The 19861-nt window shown below is 33.6% G+C and carries 24 protein-coding genes and 1 tRNA gene; 9 read left to right on the forward strand and 16 right to left on the reverse strand.

Annotated features, from left to right (window positions below; all coding sequences use genetic code 11):
* Positions 1-4: 4 nt before the first annotated feature.
* On the reverse strand, positions 5-274 hold the full coding sequence (locus tag C6989_RS04175; RefSeq protein WP_182126409.1) for a UPF0147 family protein: 270 nt from the start codon (positions 272-274) through the stop codon (positions 5-7).
* Between the two features lie 36 nt (positions 275-310).
* Positions 311-619: a Rieske (2Fe-2S) protein gene (locus C6989_RS04180; RefSeq protein ID WP_148702853.1), complete on the reverse strand. Its 309-nt coding sequence runs from the start codon at positions 617-619 to the stop codon at positions 311-313.
* A gap of 41 nt (positions 620-660) precedes the next feature.
* Here C6989_RS04180 and C6989_RS04185 point away from each other — a divergent pair, with 41 nt between their 5' ends.
* On the forward strand, positions 661-1437 hold the full coding sequence (locus C6989_RS04185; protein ID WP_182126410.1) for a GNAT family N-acetyltransferase: 777 nt from the start codon (positions 661-663) through the stop codon (positions 1435-1437).
* Here the strand turns inward: C6989_RS04185 and C6989_RS04190 are convergent.
* From C6989_RS04190 to C6989_RS04230, 9 genes are read right to left on the reverse strand one after another with little or no spacing between them, the layout of a single operon-like run.
* Positions 1429-2298 carry a fumarylacetoacetate hydrolase family protein gene (locus C6989_RS04190; RefSeq protein ID WP_182126411.1) on the reverse strand — a complete coding sequence of 290 codons (870 nt, stop codon included), beginning with the start codon at positions 2296-2298 and terminating at the stop codon, positions 1429-1431. The two genes, C6989_RS04185 and C6989_RS04190, sit on opposite strands and share 9 nt — an antisense overlap.
* A gap of 6 nt (positions 2299-2304) precedes the next feature.
* The gene (locus tag C6989_RS04195; protein ID WP_182126412.1) at positions 2305-4014 is read right to left on the reverse strand and encodes a glutamate--tRNA ligase; all 1710 of its coding nucleotides are present in this window, start codon (positions 4012-4014) and stop codon (positions 2305-2307) included.
* Between the two features lie 20 nt (positions 4015-4034).
* Positions 4035-5015 (reverse strand): polyprenyl synthetase family protein, encoded by a 981-nt coding sequence (locus tag C6989_RS04200; protein WP_182126413.1) that lies wholly within the window; start codon positions 5013-5015, stop codon positions 4035-4037.
* On the reverse strand, positions 5002-5652 hold the full coding sequence (gene idi, locus C6989_RS04205; protein WP_148702858.1) for an isopentenyl-diphosphate Delta-isomerase: 651 nt from the start codon (positions 5650-5652) through the stop codon (positions 5002-5004). Before idi ends, C6989_RS04200 begins: the two co-directional genes overlap by 14 nt.
* Entirely contained in the window at positions 5652-6395 is a 744-nt protein-coding gene (locus C6989_RS04210; RefSeq protein WP_148702859.1) for an isopentenyl phosphate kinase, read from the reverse strand. The genes idi and C6989_RS04210 overlap by 1 nt, the downstream gene beginning before the upstream one ends.
* Positions 6396-6418: 23 nt before the next feature.
* Positions 6419-7360, reverse strand: coding sequence for a mevalonate kinase (mvk, locus tag C6989_RS04215; RefSeq protein ID WP_182126414.1), 942 nt, complete (start codon positions 7358-7360; stop codon positions 6419-6421).
* A gap of 26 nt (positions 7361-7386) precedes the next feature.
* Positions 7387-8010, reverse strand: coding sequence for a 30S ribosomal protein S2 (rpsB, locus tag C6989_RS04220; protein ID WP_182126415.1), 624 nt, complete (start codon positions 8008-8010; stop codon positions 7387-7389).
* A gap of 7 nt (positions 8011-8017) precedes the next feature.
* A complete protein-coding gene (locus tag C6989_RS04225; RefSeq protein ID WP_182126416.1) occupies positions 8018-9256 on the reverse strand; it encodes a phosphopyruvate hydratase in 1239 nt (412 codons plus the stop codon).
* Position 9257: 1 nt separating this feature from the next.
* Complete coding sequence (locus C6989_RS04230; RefSeq protein ID WP_182126417.1) at positions 9258-9494, reverse strand: DNA-directed RNA polymerase subunit N; 237 nt, start codon at positions 9492-9494, stop codon at positions 9258-9260.
* 52 nt (positions 9495-9546) lie between these two features.
* Between C6989_RS04230 and C6989_RS04235 the strand changes: the two genes are divergently transcribed.
* Positions 9547-9631: transfer RNA gene (locus C6989_RS04235), tRNA-Leu, on the forward strand.
* Between the two features lie 15 nt (positions 9632-9646).
* On the opposite strand, the gene C6989_RS04240 is transcribed toward C6989_RS04235, so the two are convergent.
* A complete protein-coding gene (locus C6989_RS04240; RefSeq protein WP_148702864.1) occupies positions 9647-10261 on the reverse strand; it encodes a translin family protein in 615 nt (204 codons plus the stop codon).
* A 122-nt stretch (positions 10262-10383) separates the two neighbouring features.
* Here C6989_RS04240 and C6989_RS04245 point away from each other — a divergent pair, with 122 nt between their 5' ends.
* From C6989_RS04245 to cobT, 4 genes are all read left to right on the forward strand, one after another.
* Positions 10384-11457 carry an MBL fold metallo-hydrolase gene (locus C6989_RS04245; RefSeq protein WP_182126418.1) on the forward strand — a complete coding sequence of 358 codons (1074 nt, stop codon included), beginning with the start codon at positions 10384-10386 and terminating at the stop codon, positions 11455-11457.
* Between the two features lie 69 nt (positions 11458-11526).
* Complete coding sequence (locus C6989_RS04250; RefSeq protein WP_148702866.1) at positions 11527-12174, forward strand: NAD(P)H-hydrate epimerase; 648 nt, start codon at positions 11527-11529, stop codon at positions 12172-12174.
* Positions 12171-12782, forward strand: a complete 612-nt coding sequence (locus tag C6989_RS04255; RefSeq protein WP_148702867.1) for an MBL fold metallo-hydrolase — start codon at positions 12171-12173, stop codon at positions 12780-12782. Before C6989_RS04250 ends, C6989_RS04255 begins: the two co-directional genes overlap by 4 nt.
* Positions 12783-12786: 4 nt before the next feature.
* The gene (gene cobT, locus C6989_RS04260; protein ID WP_148704114.1) at positions 12787-13845 is read left to right on the forward strand and encodes a nicotinate mononucleotide-dependent phosphoribosyltransferase CobT; all 1059 of its coding nucleotides are present in this window, start codon (positions 12787-12789) and stop codon (positions 13843-13845) included.
* Here the strand turns inward: cobT and glmS are convergent.
* From glmS to C6989_RS04275, 3 genes are read right to left on the reverse strand one after another with little or no spacing between them, the layout of a single operon-like run.
* The gene (glmS, locus tag C6989_RS04265; protein WP_148702868.1) at positions 13838-15598 is read right to left on the reverse strand and encodes a glutamine--fructose-6-phosphate transaminase (isomerizing); all 1761 of its coding nucleotides are present in this window, start codon (positions 15596-15598) and stop codon (positions 13838-13840) included. The two genes, cobT and glmS, sit on opposite strands and share 8 nt — an antisense overlap.
* Before the next feature lie 44 nt (positions 15599-15642).
* Positions 15643-16254 (reverse strand): 30S ribosomal protein S4, encoded by a 612-nt coding sequence (locus C6989_RS04270; RefSeq protein WP_182126419.1) that lies wholly within the window; start codon positions 16252-16254, stop codon positions 15643-15645.
* 9 nt (positions 16255-16263) lie between these two features.
* Complete coding sequence (locus C6989_RS04275) at positions 16264-16836, reverse strand: 30S ribosomal protein S13 (RefSeq protein WP_182126420.1); 573 nt, start codon at positions 16834-16836, stop codon at positions 16264-16266.
* Between the two features lie 323 nt (positions 16837-17159).
* Here C6989_RS04275 and C6989_RS04280 point away from each other — a divergent pair, with 323 nt between their 5' ends.
* Positions 17160-17468, forward strand: a complete 309-nt coding sequence (locus C6989_RS04280; protein ID WP_182126421.1) for a helix-turn-helix domain-containing protein — start codon at positions 17160-17162, stop codon at positions 17466-17468.
* On the opposite strand, the gene C6989_RS04285 is transcribed toward C6989_RS04280, so the two are convergent.
* Positions 17460-17963: a hypothetical protein gene (locus C6989_RS04285; protein WP_182126422.1), complete on the reverse strand. Its 504-nt coding sequence runs from the start codon at positions 17961-17963 to the stop codon at positions 17460-17462. The genes C6989_RS04280 and C6989_RS04285 overlap by 9 nt on opposite strands.
* A 139-nt stretch (positions 17964-18102) precedes the next feature.
* Between C6989_RS04285 and C6989_RS04290 the strand changes: the two genes are divergently transcribed.
* Positions 18103-19080, forward strand: a complete 978-nt coding sequence (locus tag C6989_RS04290; protein WP_182126423.1) for a metal ABC transporter solute-binding protein, Zn/Mn family — start codon at positions 18103-18105, stop codon at positions 19078-19080.
* On the forward strand, positions 19080-19847 hold the full coding sequence (locus C6989_RS04295) for a metal ABC transporter ATP-binding protein (protein ID WP_255464633.1): 768 nt from the start codon (positions 19080-19082) through the stop codon (positions 19845-19847). Before C6989_RS04290 ends, C6989_RS04295 begins: the two co-directional genes overlap by 1 nt.
* Positions 19848-19861: the final 14 nt, after the last annotated feature.

The following is a 19861-nucleotide window of genomic DNA, read 5'->3' on the forward strand; positions in this document are numbered from 1 at the left end:
GAATTTATTCTCTTATGCTTTCTAATTTTGAAACTGCTTGCCATAACTGAGTTCTAACATAAGAAGGCATGTTGGGATCCTGCGTAACATCATCTAACAAACTAATTGTATTTGCAGCTCTTACTGATAACGAATATTCTTTATTATTCAAGTCAGTAATTAGATCAGTAATGGATTTCTTTATTGTTTTTGGAGTTGAACTACTTGATATGATCTGATTTAATGTTTCAATTGCCTCTTTCATTGATTCTTTATTTTGTTTTTCGTCAGCCATTTTTTCCACCTTTTATTAAAAATTAGAAGTATATAGTTACATCTCTACAAATACGCTATCGGATTCTACCACAACGTTGTATGATGTTAAATCTCTAATTTTTGCTGGGAATTTAACTAATTTTCCTGTCTTACAATCAAACTCTGCCGCGTGCCATCCACATGTAATGACACATCCATCTAATTTGCCTTCTGAAAGACTTGCACCCGAATGAGTACATGAATCATCTGTAGCAAAATACTCTCCATCAATATTTGCAACTAAAACATCTCTTCCATCAATCGATACTTTGATCATTTTTCCAGGAGGAATATCTGATGTTTTTCCTGCAATAATTTTTCCCATTGAGGTTTTTATCTGATAATGCTTAATATTTTTTCGTATACATGATTAGAAACGCAAAGCCTTCAGATAAACATCAAGTTTTAAAATTTTGCCAAAATACTTTTTCTTGGGGAGATTATGTTGAACATGTTTGGGATTTTTGGTTATCTGAAGGATTGTTGTTTGTTTTTGAAAAACAATCTCCTGTTGGCATTTGTCATGCACTATTTTCAAAAGATCAAATTTGGATAGAAGGAATTAGAGTAGATCCAGATTCTCGAAAACAAAAAATTGCCTCTCAACTAGTACAACATATTGAATTGTTGGGTAAACAGAATAATTTCTTACTATCCCTAATGTTAATTGATACTGAAAATTTGATTTCACTCTCTATGGCAAAATCATTACAATACAAAATTTACCAAACTTGGAATTTTTACTCACTTGAGCCTAAAAAAAACTCAAATTTTGATATTATTTTTGCAAAATCTCTAGATTGTAATGTCTGTACTCATTATGTGAAATCTTGGAGATGGTTTCCAATTGATGATGATGTGGTGTCTGAATTTTCTAAACAAAATAAAATAATTCAATCCAAAATTGATGGTAAAGTTTCCACTGCAATTCTAACTGATTCTGAGCATTTTGATAATACTCTAATTGTCAGTTTATTTTCAGGATATAAAAAAAGTACATTACAAATAATACTTTTTTTACAAAATTTTGCTGCACAAAATAATTACAGTAGAATTCAGATTTTGACTAGGGAAAAATTATCTAACTGCAATCTCTTAGAACATAAATTATCATTTCATTTGCTAAAAAAACAACTAGACTGATTTTACAACTTTTATTGTATTGTTTAAAACCCCTAAACCCTCAATTTCCATCTCAACCTTATCTCCATCTTTTAGAAATACTGCATTTGGTTTGTTTAGCATTACTCCCGCGGGGGTACCTGTAGAGATTATATCTCCTTTTTCTAATGTCATTACTTTAGAAATCTTTGAAATTATTTCTGGTATCTTTATGAACATATTGCTTGTAGAAGAATTTTGTCTTAGTTCCCCATTGATTTTTGTTGTTAGTTTTAGATTTTGAACATCTTGAATCTCATCAACAGTTGTAATCCATGGTCCACATGGTGCAAACGAATCAAAACTCTTTCCTCTTGTGAACTGCTTATCTTTAAACTGAATATCTCTAGCTGAGACATCATTGAATACCATGTATCCAAAAATTACCTTTGATGACTCTTCTACACTTACATTTTTACAATTTTTTCCAATTATCAATGCTAATTCTACCTCATAATCTAGCTGTGTTACAAAATCTGGGCATTCAATATAGGAGTCATTTCCCCTAAGAGCGGTTCTTGGTTTTATGACAATTGCAGGATCTTCAGGCGCAGTTAATCCCTGTTCTTTAGCATGATCTACATAATTGAAGGCCAAACAAATTATTTTATTTGGATTTGGAATTGGTGGTAGCAATTTGAATTTGGATAGGTTTTCTTTATACGGTAAATCTTGAATTTTATTTTTAATTTCATCAAACCATCCATCAAAAAGAAAATCTTTGACGTTATGTGGAATTGGAACCCCAGTAAGGTAAGTTATCTCATCTTTTGTTGCAACTTTATCCTCTTTGACAAATCCATATGTCTCATTATTTTCATGTGACAATCGTGCTATTTTCATCATTGATCACTTGTGTGTAAAAATTGCTTGATTTTGTGAATCTTTTCTACAATATCCAAATCTAACAAACTGAATCTCTTCTCCTTCTTTTAATTGTAGATAATGAGGTTCTGTATAAACGTCTAATTCCTCTAAACTATTTTCATTGAACTCTTCACCATTAAACAAAATTTTTGGAATAACCATTTTAATTTCATGAGCTGTTTTTTGAGGAACCCATTGAATTTTTGGTATGTTAGATGAATCACCTTCTCCAACAAATTCCCCTTCAAATTCATCACTTATTTTTGTGATCAAAACATTACCTAATCCTAAAAGTCTAATCGATGTCTGCTCGTTAATTGTCTGTGCATCATCTCCCGAAATGTAAAAATCTTCAGTAATTTCGATTTTTCTTTTACCCATATCATTTATTGGATGATTAGGAATCTCAATTGCTGAAATTGGTAAATTTTTTATTTTTAATTTCTTGGCATTTTTTATCATAAACAGTCTAATGCTGTCTGCGTCTACAAATTTTCGATTAAATGCTTCAAGAGCATCAAATGGTGCAAGTGTATTTGCTTTAGTTAGTCCTAAAGACATGATAAATTTTCTAATCGCTTCTGGTTTGATTCCTCTTCTTCTTAGTGCTTCTAAGGTTGGTAGTCTAGGATCGTCATACCATGAAACTTTTCCTTCTTCAATCAAAGGCTTGATTATCCTCTTTGATATGGGCATTCCTTTGAATTCGAGCCTGGAAAAAAAGCCTTGTTGTGGTTTTCTCATGTCTAAAGCATCTAAAATAGCATCAATTAGCTCTTTTCTTAATTCAAATTCTTTTGAACGAAAAGCATGTGTAACACCATCAATGCTATCTTCAATTGCTACTGCAAAATCATAACTAGGCCAAATTCTGTATTTGTCCCCTACTGTGTAATGTTTTTCATCGATAATTCGTAACAGCACAGGATCTCTCATAACTGCATTATCTGCTTTCATATCTCCTCGGAATCTTACTATGGCTTCTCCAGGTTTGAATTTATTTTCCATCTTTTCCCAATTTTTATTATTCTTCTCAATATCTTCCATACTACATTTACAAGCTTTTCTTTCTCTTCTGTTTTTACTGATGTCTTCTCTTTTACAAGTACAGACATATGCTTTTCCAGAATTAATCAACTCAATTCCTTTTTCATAAAATAATTCCATATCATCTGAAGTATTTTTTACTTGATCAAATTTTATTCCAAGCCATTCTAATCCTACCTTTATTGCTGCATGATATTCCATTCTCTCAGCTTCTGGATTTGTATCATCCATTCTAAGAATGAATTTCCCTCCGTACATCTTTGCATATTCTGAATTAATTATTGCAGCTTTTGCGTGTCCAATATGTGGATAGCCATTTGGTTCTGGAGGAAATCGCGTAATAACTTTTCCTTGTACTGCATCTTTTAATTCTGGTAATCCTTCCCTTTCTTCTATTTTTTCTTTAGGAGCTAATGCTTCTGGAAAATTTTTTTCCATTTCTTTTTGTTGCTTATCTAATGATAATTGATTCACAGATGCAACAATCTCTGATATGTCTTCTGAGATTTCTTTTACTTTTGTTCTAAACTCTGGTTTTGTTCCAAGAATTTTTCCCAAAATTATTTTATCTTGAGTTTGACCTCCGTGTTCAAAGGCATTTTGGAGCGCCATTTTTCTAATTTCTTTTCTAATTTCTTCATCCATTGTAATCTACCTAATGGTGTCTAGACACTTCTCTTAACTACGAAATCTAATAGTGCAATAAGTTCATTTTTTGCCGAACCCGAGTATTTTGATAGCGATTTTTCAGCTTTTTCAGCGTATTTTAGTGCCTGTTTTCGAACACTTTCCTCGATTCCAAGAGAACGAATTACCTCTACTGCCTTACTGAGATCATTTCTTGAAATTTTAGAATTTCCAAATGCCTTTAAAATAATTTTTTTATCTTTACCTTTTGCAAACTTTATTGCCATTAAGATTGGAAGCGATTTTTTGCCTTCCCTTAGATCATTTCCTACTGGTTTTTTAGTAATTTTTGGATCTCCCATTACCCCAATCAGATCATCAGTAATTTGAAATGCGATTCCCAAATTCCTTCCAAATGAAGAAAGATTTGAAATATCTTTATCTTTACTTGTTGCACATATTGCTCCCATTGAACACGAGACATCAAAAAGTGCTGCTGTTTTCTTTCCAATCATTGTAATGTATTGTGACTGTGTTGGGATTTTCTTCTCTTCGGCCATTTTCACATCTAGCAGTTGTCCTTCACAAACATCAACGCATGCTTTTGCAAGTCTTGAAATAATATGTGTTGTTGCAGTAGGTGATAATTTTGTATCAGAAATTACCTGATATGCTTTTGAAAATAATACATCTCCTGCAAGAATTGCAATTGGCATTCCATATTTTCTATGTGTTGTTGGAACTCCATGACGCATTTCATCATTGTCCATTATGTCATCATGGACTAAAGTAAAATTATGAACCATTTCTACTGCACTAGCAGCTGGCATTGCATCACTTACTTTCCCACCTAAAATTTGGCAACTTCTAATTACCATGTATGGTCTGAGTCTTTTTCCACCGTGAATAATTAGATGACCTGCAGCATCATAGAGTTTTTTTGGATTTCCTTTTAATTTTGATTTAAGAAATTTGTTTACAATTTTTGCATTTTTTTCAATTTGCTTAGTTTTTTGCATTTACTAATCTCCATTTTTCTTGTGGCAAATGAGTTTTGATTGCACTTTGCAACCCCTCATGAACATCACTAGTCATCCATGTAGATAAAATATTTGCATGCTTTTCTAGCATGGATTTATCCGATTTGTCAAGTAACTCTAATGCGATTAGCATCCATGGACAATAAATCTGAGGGTTTTTCTTAATTTCCGAGAGTAATTCAGTAGATGAAATCCATTTTATTTCATCTATCTCTCCTTCAATTTTTTTTAATTCTGTGGATTTATCAATAATTGCAATCAGGGTTCCACAGATTTCATTTTCTGAACCTACATCCTTGTAGGGTACATGATACTCAAATTTGTGTAAATAATCTAATTTACCTTCAATTCCTAATTCTTCTGGCATTCTTCTCTCTCCAGATGAGACATATGTTTCAGATTCTCTAGGATGACTTGCAAATGTTCCATCCCAATCTCCTGGCCATAACATTTTTTCCTTCGCTCTTCTTGTAAGAACCAATCTTCCTTCATCATCAAATAGTAATGCAGTAAATGCTCTGTGTAGTTTTCCCTTTGGTAAATGACATTTTACTTTCTCTTCTTTTCCAATTGGATTATCGTTTTCATCAACTAAGATAACAAATTCTTCAGCCATTATTTTCCTCTAAACAATGTCCCTTCAAATTTCCTATTTTTAACCGCTTTCACTATTCTTTTAGGTTTGTTCCCGTTAACAAAAAATACATTCATTCCCATTTTTGAAATCTTGGATGCTTCTTGTATCTTTCTAGTCATTCCGCCTGTTACGTCCATCTTATTTTCTGAAATTGATGGGTGTTCTCCTTTTAATTCATGAATTAATTTCTTAGATTTTAGATCTGAATACACTCCGTCTTCATTTAATGCAAAAATACAAATCTTAGGTTTTAGAGTTTTTGCAAGATGTGTCATTATTTTATCTCCTGATAAAATGAATGTCTTGTTTTGGCCATACCATAATGCATCCCCAAAAGTCACTGGAATCAAGCCTGATTTTGCAATTTTTTCAATCTCTCTTACCTTTTTTATAATAGGTTTGTTTCCTGTCATAAAATCAGTAGGTGGAAGACAATATGGATTTAATTTATTTTTTAAAAATGAATCTAAAATTATTTTGTTTAGTTCTATCATGGAGTTTTTTACAATTGCAACTCCTTTCAAATCGTATTTCTTTTCTTTAGTGTGCATATCATATTTTACAGACCAATAATGCCCATAGGATCCTCCTCCATGAACAATCACTATGGGTTCTTTGATTTTTTTTAGGTTCTTTGCAAGATTATCTATTGTTTTTTTTCTTGGTGATAGTGGTTTTTCTTTATTTGTGATAATTGAACCGCCTAATTTTATGAGAATCATATTGTTCCAAACTACCTATATAATTAAAAAGTATCCAGTCCTTTGAAATCAATCTTCACAGAAAAACATTCGTATTTTTTTCCTTTGAACTTTTTTATGGTATCTTCTAAGTTTGATTCATCTGTAAGTGCAAAAATACATCCACCCCCACCTGCTCCTGTAATTTTTGCCCCAAATGATGATTTATTTCCAATTTGAATCATATCTCTGAGTTTATTGTTTGAAATTCCAATTGTCTCTAGAAATTTTTGATTTTGAATTATTTTTTGACCTAACCCTTTGACATTATTTTCTTTTAACATTTCTAAAACATTTTCAACAAGAATTGATTCATCTTCACACAATTTTGAAAATTTTTCTTTGTTATTCTCTTTGTATTTTTTTACTTCTCCAACAACACTTTCTGTTGAGTGTTCTACATTTGAATTTACAATAACTAGATGAAAATTAGGTTCAGACTCTATTTTGGAGAATCCATTTTTCTTGTCATATTCCATCAAGCCTCCAAAAGTGCATACAGTACAGTCTGCACCAGATGTATTTTCAAAAATTGTTTTTTCAGCCTCTATTGCAAGTTTTAGAATTTCCTCTTTTGAGATATCTCCAACCAATTTTGAAATTGCTGCAGCCCCTGCTACACAACATGCAGATGATGAACCTAAACCTACACCTAATGGAATTTCTGAGTCAACATTAATTTTGAGTCCAAAATTTTTATTTTGAATTATTTTATTTGCCAAATAATAAAATGGCTTTAGCGGAGAATTAATTTCTGAAATTAATTTGTTTGGTTGTATTTCAAGTTCTCCTATGTTAGATTTTATGAAAATCTTTCTTTCACTAATTTTTTCAGCAGTAACTGTGATTCGTTTATCAATTGCACAAAGAATTGCTTTAACTCCGTAAACTACAAAATGTTCTCCAAAAAGAATGACTTTGCCTGGAGCAGATGCTTTAGATTTCAAGTAAACACTTTAAGATTCTGATTTATTTATTCGATTTCCTCTTCGGTAATCTTTGTTTCAAAATCATCGATTTCCATCTTCATTGGATCGTCTTCTTTAAGTTCCCCCTTTTCAATGAGGATTTGACGTACCAGCAACCAGTAAACTGTAGCTAATGCTTTTCTTCCTCTATTGTTTGCAGGAATAATTACATCAAGATTTGATGTGATGTTATCTGTATTTGCAATTCCTATTACAGGAATGCCTGCATTAGTTGCTTCAGTAATTGCCTGTTCATCAACTTGAGGATCTGAAATCAATACTAATTTTGGTTCTATGTAATATGGTAATGATGGATTAGTTAGTGTTCCTGGCATGAATCTTCCAAGCAATTTCTTTGAACCTAATATGTCACAGAATTTTTCAATCGGGGTTTCTGCATATTGTCTACCTGAACAAACAATGAGATTTTCTACACCTAATCTGTTGATGAATTTGGCTGCAGTTTTGATCTTCTCTAATGTGATATCTAAATCAAGCATGTAGAGTCCTTCTGGGCTAGCTTTTGTGATGAATGGTCTCATGAATTTTGTCTTAACTTGAGTTCCTACCCTAATTCCTGTAGATAGGATCTTCTTCTTGATGTCTGTTGTTTCTGCTTGTTGGCTCATAGCGATTTTAAATCTCTGCCATACCGCGTATTAAATCATGCTCTGATAGGCGTAATAATTCATTTAATTTTGCCACTCTTTCTCCTCCTACAACGCCAACTTTGAGCATTTTTGACTTTGTTGCAAGACCAATATGAGAAATTTGTGAATCAGTCGACTCGCCTGATCTATGTGATGTGATTAATCTTATATTATTTTCATTTGCGAGATTTGCAAATTCTAGAGCATCAAAAAGACTTCCTGCTTGATTAACTTTCAAAATTGCTGCATTACATGATTTCATATCAATAGCTTTTACAAGAATGTCTTTATTTGTAACTGTCAAATCATCTCCTGTAATCAAGGTATTTGGAAATTTAGCTGTTAATTCTGACATGTCTTCAAATGCTTCTTCATGCACTGCATCTTCTGCATAAATTAATTTGAATTTTTCAATAATATCTGCTGCAAAATCAATTTGTTCAGATGATGTATTTTCAAATCCTGCCCTATCATACACATACTTTGATTTTTCTTCATTCCATTGTGTTGATGATGCAAAGTCTACTCCTAATGACACTTCTTTTCCTAAAGTGAATCCCAAGTTCTCACAAGCCATTGCAGAAATTTCTAATGCCTTTTGATTTTCTAACTTTGGTGCCCACCCCCCTTCATCACCACGTCCGTTAGTAAAGTGAGGATCTTCCTTTTCTAAAACACTTCGCAATTCTTTATGTACGGCTAAGTTAGTTTCAATTGCTTCTTCAATAGTCTTAGCACCTGTTGCACAAATCAAAATTTCTTGTATGTCTGGCGTGCCTGGCCCTGCATGTGCTCCACCTCCTAAGATATTTCCTAATGGGAATGGAAATTTGAATGATGATTCATTTGATAGTGTCTTGAACAGCGGTTGTTCAAGTGCTTTTGATGCTGATTCCATAGATGCGATTGTTACTGCAAAAGCAAGTGCACCTCCAATTCCTGAATAATTAGATGAGTTATCAAAACTTTTCAGAGTATCATGAATTCCTTTTAGGTCTGATGAATCTAATCCAATAAATTTTTGAGAGTTTTCTTTTAAAATCTCTAGACTATCTTCAGGCTTTCCATTACGGAAACTAACTGCTTCATATTTTCCTACACTTGCACCAGATGGAGCACAAACTCTTCCTAAAAATTTACCATCTGATTTAACATCAACTTCGATTGTTTTACTTCCTCTACTATTGTATAGAATACGTCCTTCAATTGAAGTGATCTTAGCCAAGTTATTCTAACTCAGATTGAACTTCTTGTTTTCTTCTCTGAATTGCTTCATAGAATGGAATTACTTGCTGAATTGTTTCAACAGTAGTCAATAACATTCTTCTACAACAATATCTCTCTACTCCAACAGAATCTAGAGTTTTTTCTGGATCTTCTCCAGCTTTGATTTTATTTTGATAATCCTCAAACTTATCAGCAATTAGATTTCCACATGTAAAACATCTAATAGGAATTAACATACGAACGAAAAAGTAATCAAGGATTATAAAAACCATACATGGAAAATCCGTTGCGGGCGTCGCCCAGCCTGGCCAAAGGCGCTAGCTTGAGGGGCTAGTCTCTCAGGAGTTCGTGGGTTCAAATCCCATCGCCCGCATACAAAATTTGAAAGCTATTTCTCTAATTTTCGTAGGGTTTTGATCAACTCATTTCGTCTCTTTTCTTCAGTAATTGCTGATCTGACATCATCTACTAAAATTCTATTTACATCAATTTTTCTTCTAGCTTCTTTTACAACTTTATCATACAACGAAAAAGTATACAATTGAAGATACAAACTCTCCATTACTTCAAAAATTCTTGTAGCTTCTTCAATTTCATCAGTTCTGATCTTATCAAATACCATTCTCTTCAACTCTCCTATACAATCTAACAAACCTAGAACGTACGATTCTGGCATTATTGACAATTTTTTATCTGATGGAATGTCTTTTTTTTCTACAACTGCAATTAGACATGCAGCCTCTACAAATTCTTGTTCAGGAGTAATCATGTATCTTCTAAGATCTCCTGTGGCTTTTTTCTTGTATTTTTTTAAGAGTAATTCTGCTTTTTTTAGATTATCTTTTCCTGCCTTTGTGTCGTTTTTGTGAACTGCAATTATTGCTCTACTGCAAAGAACAATTATCTCTCTAGTATTTTTTAATAAAAATTCTCTTGAATCTTGAGTATCTGCCAAAGTTTTTGAAATTTTATTCAATGATGATTTAACATTTTTTAATGTCATGTGTGGTCTTCATAATAACCCGGATAAAGCCGTTTTCTAAACTCTTAGGAATGTTACAAAACCTATTCCCAAAATAGGATTTTTGTATTCATTTTTAAATAAAATCACAACTTAGTGATTCTATGAATTATTGGTTTACTATTGTGCTAATTCCTATTGTTTTATCCCTTGGAATAACTCCAGCCTTACAAACAGAGATGATTCCTAATGCTGAAGCAGTAAAATCTAAAGGAAATTCTTTGACAGAGATAAATTCAAAGAAGGTTTGTGGAGATAAACTATGTTCAGAAATTACTGATAATAAAAAAGAAATTAACAAATCTACAATAATGACTTCTCAAAAAGGATTATTCCCATCTACAATGGATTATACTGTAACTGGACCTGAAATTAATCCTGAAAAGGGATATGCTGTAATCGAAATTGGTGATGGTCTTTACTGGGTTACTGATGGAATGTATCAAATAATGTTTCTGACTACAGGCGAGGGTGTAATCTTAGTAGATGCCCCTATGGGAATGGGAACAAAAATTCAGCAAGCAGTATCTGAAGTAACTTCAGAAAAAATAACCCATTTCATTTACACGCATATTCACAAAGATCATGTTGGCTCGGCTAGCTTGCTTCCACAAGATACTGTATACATCTCCCACATTGACACTGCCAAACATCTTGCAATGAAAAATGATCCTCAAAGACCTGTTCCAACAGTTACTTTTGAAGATCAATACACTTTGATAGTTGATGATCAAGTTCTGGAATTATACTATATTGGAGCATTTCACTCTAAAGGAGATATTGTGATTTCCTCTCCTGTACACAAAGTCATTATGGCAGTAGACTTGTTTCATCCAAACGCTGCTCCATTTCAATTCATGGGAATTGCAAGGGATGTGGGTGAACATCTTGCAGCACATGACAAACTCTTAGCAATGGACTGGGAAATAATAATTTCAGGACATGAACCCATCTTGGGAACTCCTGAACATCTAAAATTCAATAAAGAATTTACTTTGTCAGTATTGGATAATGCAATTACTGCTATGCAAACTACTCAACCAAGTGCAAATTACTTTGGTGATTTGGCAAACAGATGTGCTGAATTAACTTTGGAACAATATCCCGATCTCAAAGACATTGAACTTTATCCAGTTGAAAATTGTGTCACTATGGTTTTTTATGCCATGATTGATTAATTTGGGTCCATTTTAGCCATAATTCGTACTTTCAAAGCTCTTATTTTGGATATGATTTTCACGTAAATTATGGAAATTACAGTTGAACAAATGTACAATATTGAAAATAAAGGTCATGATATGGGCTTTTTAAAAAAATTCATGATGGAAAATGCAGGTGCCGCTGCAGTAAGAAGACTGGTTGAAAAATTTGGAAATGTAGAATCAAAAAACATTCTGATTTTTGTGGGAATGGGAAATAATGGTGGTGATGGATTGGTAATGGCCAGACATCTTGCTGGATATGGGGCAAAAGTTACTGTTATGCTACTTGGAACTCCTGAAAATATCAAAACCGAAGAAAGTAATTGGAATTGGTCAATTTTGGAAAAAATGCCTTCTGTGAAATTAATGACTGGCGGTTCAACTGATTTTAATTTCAACCCAGACATAATTGTTGATGGAATTTTGGGAACTGGTATATCTGGAGAAATTAGAGAACCATATGCATCTGCAATTAACTACATCAATCAAACAAATTGTTACAAACTTGCAGTAGATGTGCCCTCTGGATTGGATCCGCAAACAGGTGAGACTGCTAATATTTACACAAAATGTGATATGACTGTCACATTTCATAAAATGAAACAAGGAATTCCAAAAAGAAAGGATTTGACTGGTGAACTATTTGCTGAAAAAATTGGAATCCCACCAGAAGCAGAGGAGGGAATACTATGATTGTTCATCAAATTCAAGTTGGAAACATGCAAAATTTCTGTTATGTTGTTGAAGATGAAGATACTCACGAATCTATCATAATTGATCCATCATGGGATCTTATTGAACTAGAGATGCTAATTAAAAAAAATAATTTAAAAATAAAATACATTGTAAACACTCATCATCACTTTGATCATACTATTGGAAATGAGGCAATGGCTGAATCTACCAAAGCCCCAATTATTCAACATGAAAATTCAGAATTAAAACATGATATTTCTGTAAAGGACGGAGATTTTATAGAATTTGGGACTTCAAAACTCAAAATTCTTCATACCCCTGGACATTCTAAGGACAGTATGTGCTTGATAGGTGATGGAAAAATTTTCTCAGGTGATACTCTATTTGTAGGAAATTGTGGTCGTATTGACTTGCCTGGTGGAAGCGCAAAGGAACTCTATCATAGTTTATTTGATGTTCTTTATTCATTAGATGATGATTTGGTTCTGTATCCTGGGCACAATTATGGTCATTCAGAGACATCTACAATAGGACAAGAAAAAATGACTAACATGGTAATGCAAAAAAGAACCGAACAACAATTTCTTGATATGATGGGTCAGTGATTTGTTGGAAGATTTTGAATTATATGGAAATGTTAATCGGGCTCAAAATTTTATTGATTTTATAAAACCTGGCAGATTTCTTTTTTCGTTTGTTATTTCTTATACTGAAACATCTGAAATTCCTGGTATAACTTTTGCTGGTGCAGACAGAGATTCAATCCAATTTACTCCGCCTGCTGATGCAGAATATCTTCACTATGGGTATTGTAAAACTATTGACAAAATCCCAATGACTCCAGATGGTAAGCCAACTCCTGGATTGTTGACTAAAACTGCTCTTGAATCTGCTAGTATTTCTCATTTGACAATTAATGCTGGAAGTAAAGTTACTCCCCAATTACCATTTATTGAATCTGGTTTGCCTTTTGGAAAAAATATTTCGATTCAAGATGCCATGACTGACTCTATAGTTTCTCATGCAGTTGAATATGGACAAATCATTGGAAGAAGTTTAGCATCATTAACTGATTGTTTGATAATTGGTGAATGCATTCCTGGTGGGACAACTACTGCATTAGCTTTGCTAAAGGCATTTGATTATGATGCTAAAGTTAGTTCAAGTATACCTGATAATCCTGTTGAATTAAAAAATCAAATTGTAACTTCAGCTCTTCAAAGAGTTAATTCAGAGCATCCGTACAGCATTGTTGCGCAAATTGGTGATCCAATGATACCTTTTGTTGCAGGAATGCTGAGCTCTGCTTCTAGTGTATCTAAGGTTATGTTGGCTGGCGGAACACAGATGGCTGCTGTTTTAGCATTTGCATCAAAAATTGGATTTAATGAGGAAAGCACTGCAATTGGAACTACATCGTATATTACAAATGATAAAAGTGCAAATTTCAAGGAACTTGTTCAAAACATTGCAGATATTCCTGTTCTCTCAGTAGATCCCGGTATGAAAAACTCTGAATTTTCTGGCCTCAAGGCATTCTCTGAAGGATTTGCAAAAGAGGGTGTTGGCGCAGGCGGTGCCATTATTTCTTCAATGATAAAAACTGGTAATAATTCTGCAAAATTTTTGGAGTTGGCTGAAAAAGAATATCGACGATTATTTACTTGACTGTAACTGATTTTGCAAGATTTCTAGGATAGTCAGGATCTGTATCTTTTTCAAGTGCTGCGTAATAAGATAACAATTGAATTGGAATTATCTCTGAAATTGGATATAGTATTTCACTAATTTTTGGCATTTCAATCCAATAGTCATACACATCACTATTTACATCTGACACACCTATGATTTTTGCGCCACGAGCTTTGATTTCTCTTGCACTAGTTAGAGTATCTGAATAAGTTGAATCATTTGGGTTGAGAATTATTACAAATACACTAGAATCCATCAGGGCAAGAGGTCCATGCTTTAACTCTCCTCCTGCAATTCCTTCTGCATGAATATATGTGAGTTCTTTAAGTTTGAGTGCAGATTCTGTTGCAATTGGAAAATTAATTCCACGCCCTAGAATGTAAATATCTGAAACCTCCTTTAGATCTTTTGCAATTTCTTGAATACTAGTTGGATTGTCTAATGTCTTTGAAATTGATTTGGCAAAACTTTCAAAATTAATTGTTAACTTGTTATTGCTCAATTTTTGCACAATTTTGTATAGAATTACAAGTTGTGATGTGAAACTTTTAGTTGCAGCTACTCCAATTTCTGGTCCACAATTCAATCCTATTACAACATCTGCTTTACGAACAAGTGATGATGTCAGTAGATTGACAATTGCAATAATCTTGCAATTTGCACTTTTTGCAATCTTTACTGCCTCTAAAACATCTGCGCTTTCTCCACTTTGAGAAATTGCAATTAATATTGAATTTTCTTCAATAATCTCCGGGTTAAACTGAAGCTCACTTGACATAATTGGCTCAACCTTGATTTTTACATATTTTGATAAAATTTGCTTTGCAATTAATGCTGAATTATAGCTAGATCCACTTCCTGTAATGTATATATTTTTAGCATGTCTGATGTAATCTACTGTTTTATCGATACTATCTGCAGTTTTTTCTCCTGCACTCAAAATTGTTTCTGGCTGTTCATAAATCTCTTTTAATGTAAAATGTGCATAATCTCCTTTGTATGCATCTGCAAATTCTTTTGAGACTTTGGTAATCTCATATTTTACATGTTCTCCATCAAAATCTAAAATTTGGAACTTGTTTTTCTCTGATACTACAAAAGTTCCATTTTCCATGTAAATTGCATTGTCTGTGAATTCAATAAACCCTAAAACATCGCTTGACAAAAAGAAGTCATCTTTTCCTACACCAATAATTAGTGGCTCGTGAAATCTTGCAGCGGCTAATTGTCCGTTTTCAAACATTGCAACAAATGCATAATGACCCTTTAGTTGTGAAACTGTTTTTAGAATTGTTTCTTTAACATTGTTTGTTTGCTCATAATTTTTTTGTAACAAATTTGCAATTATCTCACTATCTGTTTCACTTTTGAAAGTATAACCTCCATCTTCTAATTGTTTCTTTAACTCTTCAAAATTTTCTATGATTCCATTATGTACAATTGCAATTTTACCTGAATTACTAGGGTGTGGGTGTGCATTTGCATCTGTAACTTTTCCATGAGTTGCCCACCTTGTATGGCCTATGCCAACTTTTCCCGGCAATGTCTCTAATTGCACTTTTGAATTTACTTCATGTACTTTTCCAGTTCCTTTTTTTAATTCAATCTGGTTTTTTGATTCTGTTGCAACTCCAACACTATCATATCCACGATATTCCATTCTCTTTAATCCCTTTACAATGATGGGTGCTGCAACATCTTTTCCATAATATCCGATAATTGAACACATAACTATTCTATCTGATAATTGGGAGTATTTTACTGATAAGGATATTATTCTGAAGATCTTTTATCTTTGGTTTCTTCAGCAGGAGTCTCAGTTGTTTCTTTAGCAGGTATTTCTGTAGTTTCAGGAGTTGCTTCTTCAGCAGGATCTTCAGTTTTTGTTTTTTCTAGCATTTCTGGAATTTTTGATTCTGGTGCAAAATGAATGCTATCTTCTTCTTCTACTGTAACTGTGTATGATGGAATGTCTACTTTTCTTTCACCAATCATAATGTGACCATGAATAACTGCTTGTCTTGCTTGATATGGTGTTTTGAATCCAAGTTTCTTTGTAACAACAGTTTGTAATCTTCTTGAAAGCAAATCATTTGCATTCAGGTTAAGTACATCATCTAATGTCGCATCTGCACTAACTAATCCTATTCTGGCTAAAGATTTCATTAGAATTGGTTCTTTCTCTTCTCTGTCTTCTTGTCTTAAAGCAAGTAATGATCTTGCTTGATGTCTTACTCTGGATAATTCTGTATGTGCTTTCCACAATTCTCTTTTAGTTCTTAATCCAAATGTACCAAGAGTTTTCAACTCTTCCATTTTTAATTCATAATTAAGAGGTCTCTTTGGTTTTCTCCAAACTCTACGTGGATATTTTGGATCTCCCATTCAATACACCTATTCCTTTTTCTCCGCAGGAGCTGCTTCTGCTGCCGGAGCTGCTTCTGCTGCCGGAGCTGCTTCTGCTGCCGGAGCTGCTTCTGCTGCCGGAGCATCTGATGATTTCTTTGCAGGAGCTGCCATGCCACCTTTTGCAACACCGACTGCTCCACCTTTTCTACCAGATGTTCTTGTTCTCTGACCTCTTACCTTAAGACCACTAAGATGACGATAGCCTCTCCAACTTGCAGTAATTCTTTCTCTTTCAATATCATTTCTTAATGTAAATGGAATATCAGATGTTAACAAATGTAAATCGTTTCCAGTTTCAATATCTTTTCTTCTGTTGAGGAACCATGTTGGAAAATTCCCTTCAACTGGATTTGAAATTAATTTTTCAATTGCCTGAACATTTTCATCGGTAAGATGACCTATGTTGGCATTTGAATCAATTTTTAGTGTGTCTAGAATTGCTGTGGCAAAATTATAACCAATACCCTTTATCTGGGTCAATCCAACGAGCATTTTTCTCTCTCCTGGGATATCGTTTCCCACAATCCTAACAATGTGTCTATATTCTTGAGTGCTCAAGTATTCCAAAATTCAAAGAAACCCCGATAAAAACCATGCTAGGCACTATTTTGAGTGATTTTTGGTATGTTTAGTCAGAATATCTGGTTGAAGGCATTTATCTAAAGTCCTCATCTTCTGTCCAATCATTACCCTGAACATTCCATTGATTACACTGACAACATTTTTTCACGCCTCGTTGGACATCAATCTCAATACAGAAACAATGTACTCCCTTCCCAGATGGGTCATTACCACAAAGTTTTTGCATAATTTGAGTATGTTTTTTTCTTAATTATATTATTGGCTAAAGTTATAACTTTCTAATTTATCTCTTTATTGAAATGACAGATACTTTTGATCGCGAAAAAGTTATAGATTGCATGTTTGATCCAACAACTTCTTCAATTTTAGCAGAGTTAGAAGATGGTGAAAAATCATGCTCTTTTCTATCCAAACAGTCTTCCATTCCTGAATCTGAAGTATTGGAAAGACTATCCTATCTGATAGAGCATGAATTCATTATCAAAAAGACTAATGGCAAAATTATGTTATCTGCTAATTCTGAAAAACTAAGTAGTATTGTTGAAAGTGGTGATAACTTCGATGAAACTATTAGCGGTCTTGAAAAAATGGATAGTTATCTAAATTGATTTTTTTCTATTTTTGACTCTATAAATTGCAGAACCTACCAACCCTACCATTCCAATTATCAAGACATATGCTGAAACAAAACTAAGAGATTTCTTTCCTGCATCTGGTAGGGGCCCTATTGCACCAAATACTTGAACATCATCATCGGAATTGCTCTGGATAATTAGTTTGTAAACACCAGTATCAAAAATATCAAATTCTTCCTCAATAGTTTCAGCATCCAATTTTTTAGATGCTATTTCAATATCAAATGGATCTAATACTTTGGCAGAAATTGTATTTTCTTTAAACTCCATCATTTGTACTGCAAAAACACCTACAGATGAACTCTCTGCATCAAATTCACCTGAAATGATAAGATCTTGGTTTGAATTAACAATTCCATTTCCCTGAAAGACCCCTTCTAGAATAATCTGATTCCCTACTGCAAGTAAGATTAATCCAATTACAATTAATGCGCATGAGACAACTAGAATAATTCCTGCCTTTTGCATATTTTGAATTTTTCTTTCTTTACTTTAAACCTAATTTTTTTCAATTTTAGATTTTAACTTGATTTAACAAAGTTAGACTGATGCAAGAAAGTTAGCTTATGCTAACTTTAAATAAAGCTAATTGCACATGTTTTTAGAAATGAAAAAATCCATCATTATGGCATCTGCTGTAATTGTAGCAATTGTGGTAATAGTGGCAGGGTTATCCTCGACTATTGTTCAAAATAATAATACTGATGAAATTATTCTCAACGACATAAAACAATCTTCAGACAACTCTGAAAAAATCATGGTTACAACTACCACTAATGTTGTAACTGATCTAGTTGAAAATATTGGGGGTGAGCATGTTCATGTAACAGGATTGATGGGGTCTGGAGTGGATCCTCACTTGTATCGACCTAGCGCAAGTGATGTCAAAAAACTTCAGGATGCAGATATTGTATTTTACAATGGTTTGGATTTGGAAGGTAAGATGGGTGATATTTTTGTAAAAATTGGACGAGAAGGCACTGCAGTATGGGCAGTTTCTGAAAACATTCCCCAAGAATCATTATTGAGTCTTGATGATGCAGGCCATTTTGATCCCCATATTTGGTGGGATGCAGAACTGTGGATGGAAGCAGCTAAAGTTGTTGCAACAGGATTGAGTGAATATGATCCTGAAAATTCTAAAACATATGAATCAAATCTTAAAGAGTATATGACTCATTTAGAGGATCTTCATCAGACTAGCTTAGAGAAGATGAATTCTATTCCTCAGGAACAACGAGTGCTTGTAACTGCTCATGATGCATTTCAATACTTTGGTCATGCTTATGGTTTAGAAGAGATGGCAATTCAGGGTTGGAGTACTGATAGTGAGGCTGGAATTAGGGAGATTCAGAATTTAGCTGACGAAATAACTGAGAGAAAGATAAAAGCTGTATTTGTAGAAACTTCAATCTCTCCTGCAACAATTGAAGCTTTGACAGCTGCAGTTCAAGATAAAGGCCATAATGTTGTAATTGGCGGTAAATTATTTTCAGACGCAATAGGTGAAAAAGGAACTAGTAAAGGAACCTATGTTGGAGCATTTACACATAACGTTGAAACAATTGTTAATGCACTAAAATGATGGAACAAAAATCAAACCATACAAATCTAGATGGTGTACACCTTCCTCCAATTGAAATCAAAAATCTATCTGTTACATATCGTACTGAACCTGCATTGTGGAATATAGATCTGAGTTTTCCAGAGGGTAAACTAATTGCAATTGTTGGCCCAAACGGAGCAGGTAAATCTACTCTCATAAAGGCAGTAATGGGATTGGTTCCAATAACTGCCGGCAAAGTGAGCATTTATGGAAAACAATATTCAAAACAGAGAAACAAAGTTGCTTATGTTCCGCAACGCGGATCAGTTGATTGGGATTTTCCTACTGATGCATTAGATGTTGTAGAGATGGGCCTTTATGGAAAACTTGGATGGTTACGGCGTCCCAATTCCCAAACAAGAGAAAAAGCAAGAGATTGTCTGACAAAAGTTGGATTGGGTGACTATGCTGACAGACAAATTGGTCAGTTATCTGGAGGTCAACAACAAAGAGTATTTGTTGCAAGAGCTCTTGCACAAGATCCTCAAATTTACCTTATGGATGAACCTCTAAATGGAGTTGATGCAGTAACTGAAGAGACAATACTTTCCATACTTGAAGATCTGAGAAAAGAAGGGAAAACAATTGTGATGGTTCATCATGATTTGCAAACTGTGGATAAATATTTTGATTGGGTTGTAATGCTAAACAGAAGCCTGATATCTGCTGGACCAATAAAAGAAGTATTTACTAAAGAAAATTTGGATATTGCATATCGAGAAAAACAGCGTGTATCTCTTCAATAACATAAAACAGATGT

The sequence above is a fragment of the Nitrosopumilus sp. b2 genome (genome assembly GCF_014078535.1).
Lineage (GTDB): Archaea > Thermoproteota > Nitrososphaeria > Nitrososphaerales > Nitrosopumilaceae > Nitrosopumilus > Nitrosopumilus piranensis.

What these genes read in the sequence shown, in the direction of transcription:
- C6989_RS04210 (WP_148702859.1), bottom strand. Translation starts at nt 6,395, where the DNA reads ATGATTCTCATAAAATTAGGCGGTTCAATTATCACAAATAAAGAAAAA.
- C6989_RS04230 (WP_182126417.1), bottom strand. Translation starts at nt 9,494, where the DNA reads ATGTTAATTCCTATTAGATGTTTTACATGTGGAAATCTAATTGCTGAT.
- C6989_RS04240 (WP_148702864.1), bottom strand. Translation starts at nt 10,261, where the DNA reads ATGACATTAAAAAATGTTAAATCATCATTGAATAAAATTTCAAAAACT.
- C6989_RS04175 (WP_182126409.1), bottom strand. Translation starts at nt 274, where the DNA reads ATGGCTGACGAAAAACAAAATAAAGAATCAATGAAAGAGGCAATTGAA.
- C6989_RS04195 (WP_182126412.1), bottom strand. Translation starts at nt 4,014, where the DNA reads ATGGATGAAGAAATTAGAAAAGAAATTAGAAAAATGGCGCTCCAAAAT.
- C6989_RS04185 (WP_182126410.1), top strand. Translation starts at nt 661, where the DNA reads ATGATTAGAAACGCAAAGCCTTCAGATAAACATCAAGTTTTAAAATTT.
- C6989_RS04245 (WP_182126418.1), top strand. Translation starts at nt 10,384, where the DNA reads ATGAATTATTGGTTTACTATTGTGCTAATTCCTATTGTTTTATCCCTT.
- C6989_RS04250 (WP_148702866.1), top strand. Translation starts at nt 11,527, where the DNA reads ATGGAAATTACAGTTGAACAAATGTACAATATTGAAAATAAAGGTCAT.
- C6989_RS04280 (WP_182126421.1), top strand. Translation starts at nt 17,160, where the DNA reads ATGACAGATACTTTTGATCGCGAAAAAGTTATAGATTGCATGTTTGAT.
- rpsB (WP_182126415.1), bottom strand. Translation starts at nt 8,010, where the DNA reads ATGAGCCAACAAGCAGAAACAACAGACATCAAGAAGAAGATCCTATCT.
- glmS (WP_148702868.1), bottom strand. Translation starts at nt 15,598, where the DNA reads ATGTGTTCAATTATCGGATATTATGGAAAAGATGTTGCAGCACCCATC.
- C6989_RS04255 (WP_148702867.1), top strand. Translation starts at nt 12,171, where the DNA reads ATGATTGTTCATCAAATTCAAGTTGGAAACATGCAAAATTTCTGTTAT.
- C6989_RS04290 (WP_182126423.1), top strand. Translation starts at nt 18,103, where the DNA reads ATGAAAAAATCCATCATTATGGCATCTGCTGTAATTGTAGCAATTGTG.
- idi (WP_148702858.1), bottom strand. Translation starts at nt 5,652, where the DNA reads ATGGCTGAAGAATTTGTTATCTTAGTTGATGAAAACGATAATCCAATT.
- C6989_RS04295 (WP_255464633.1), top strand. Translation starts at nt 19,080, where the DNA reads ATGGAACAAAAATCAAACCATACAAATCTAGATGGTGTACACCTTCCT.
- C6989_RS04190 (WP_182126411.1), bottom strand. Translation starts at nt 2,298, where the DNA reads ATGAAAATAGCACGATTGTCACATGAAAATAATGAGACATATGGATTT.
- C6989_RS04270 (WP_182126419.1), bottom strand. Translation starts at nt 16,254, where the DNA reads ATGGGAGATCCAAAATATCCACGTAGAGTTTGGAGAAAACCAAAGAGA.
- C6989_RS04200 (WP_182126413.1), bottom strand. Translation starts at nt 5,015, where the DNA reads ATGCAAAAAACTAAGCAAATTGAAAAAAATGCAAAAATTGTAAACAAA.
- C6989_RS04285 (WP_182126422.1), bottom strand. Translation starts at nt 17,963, where the DNA reads ATGCAAAAGGCAGGAATTATTCTAGTTGTCTCATGCGCATTAATTGTA.
- C6989_RS04180 (WP_148702853.1), bottom strand. Translation starts at nt 619, where the DNA reads ATGGGAAAAATTATTGCAGGAAAAACATCAGATATTCCTCCTGGAAAA.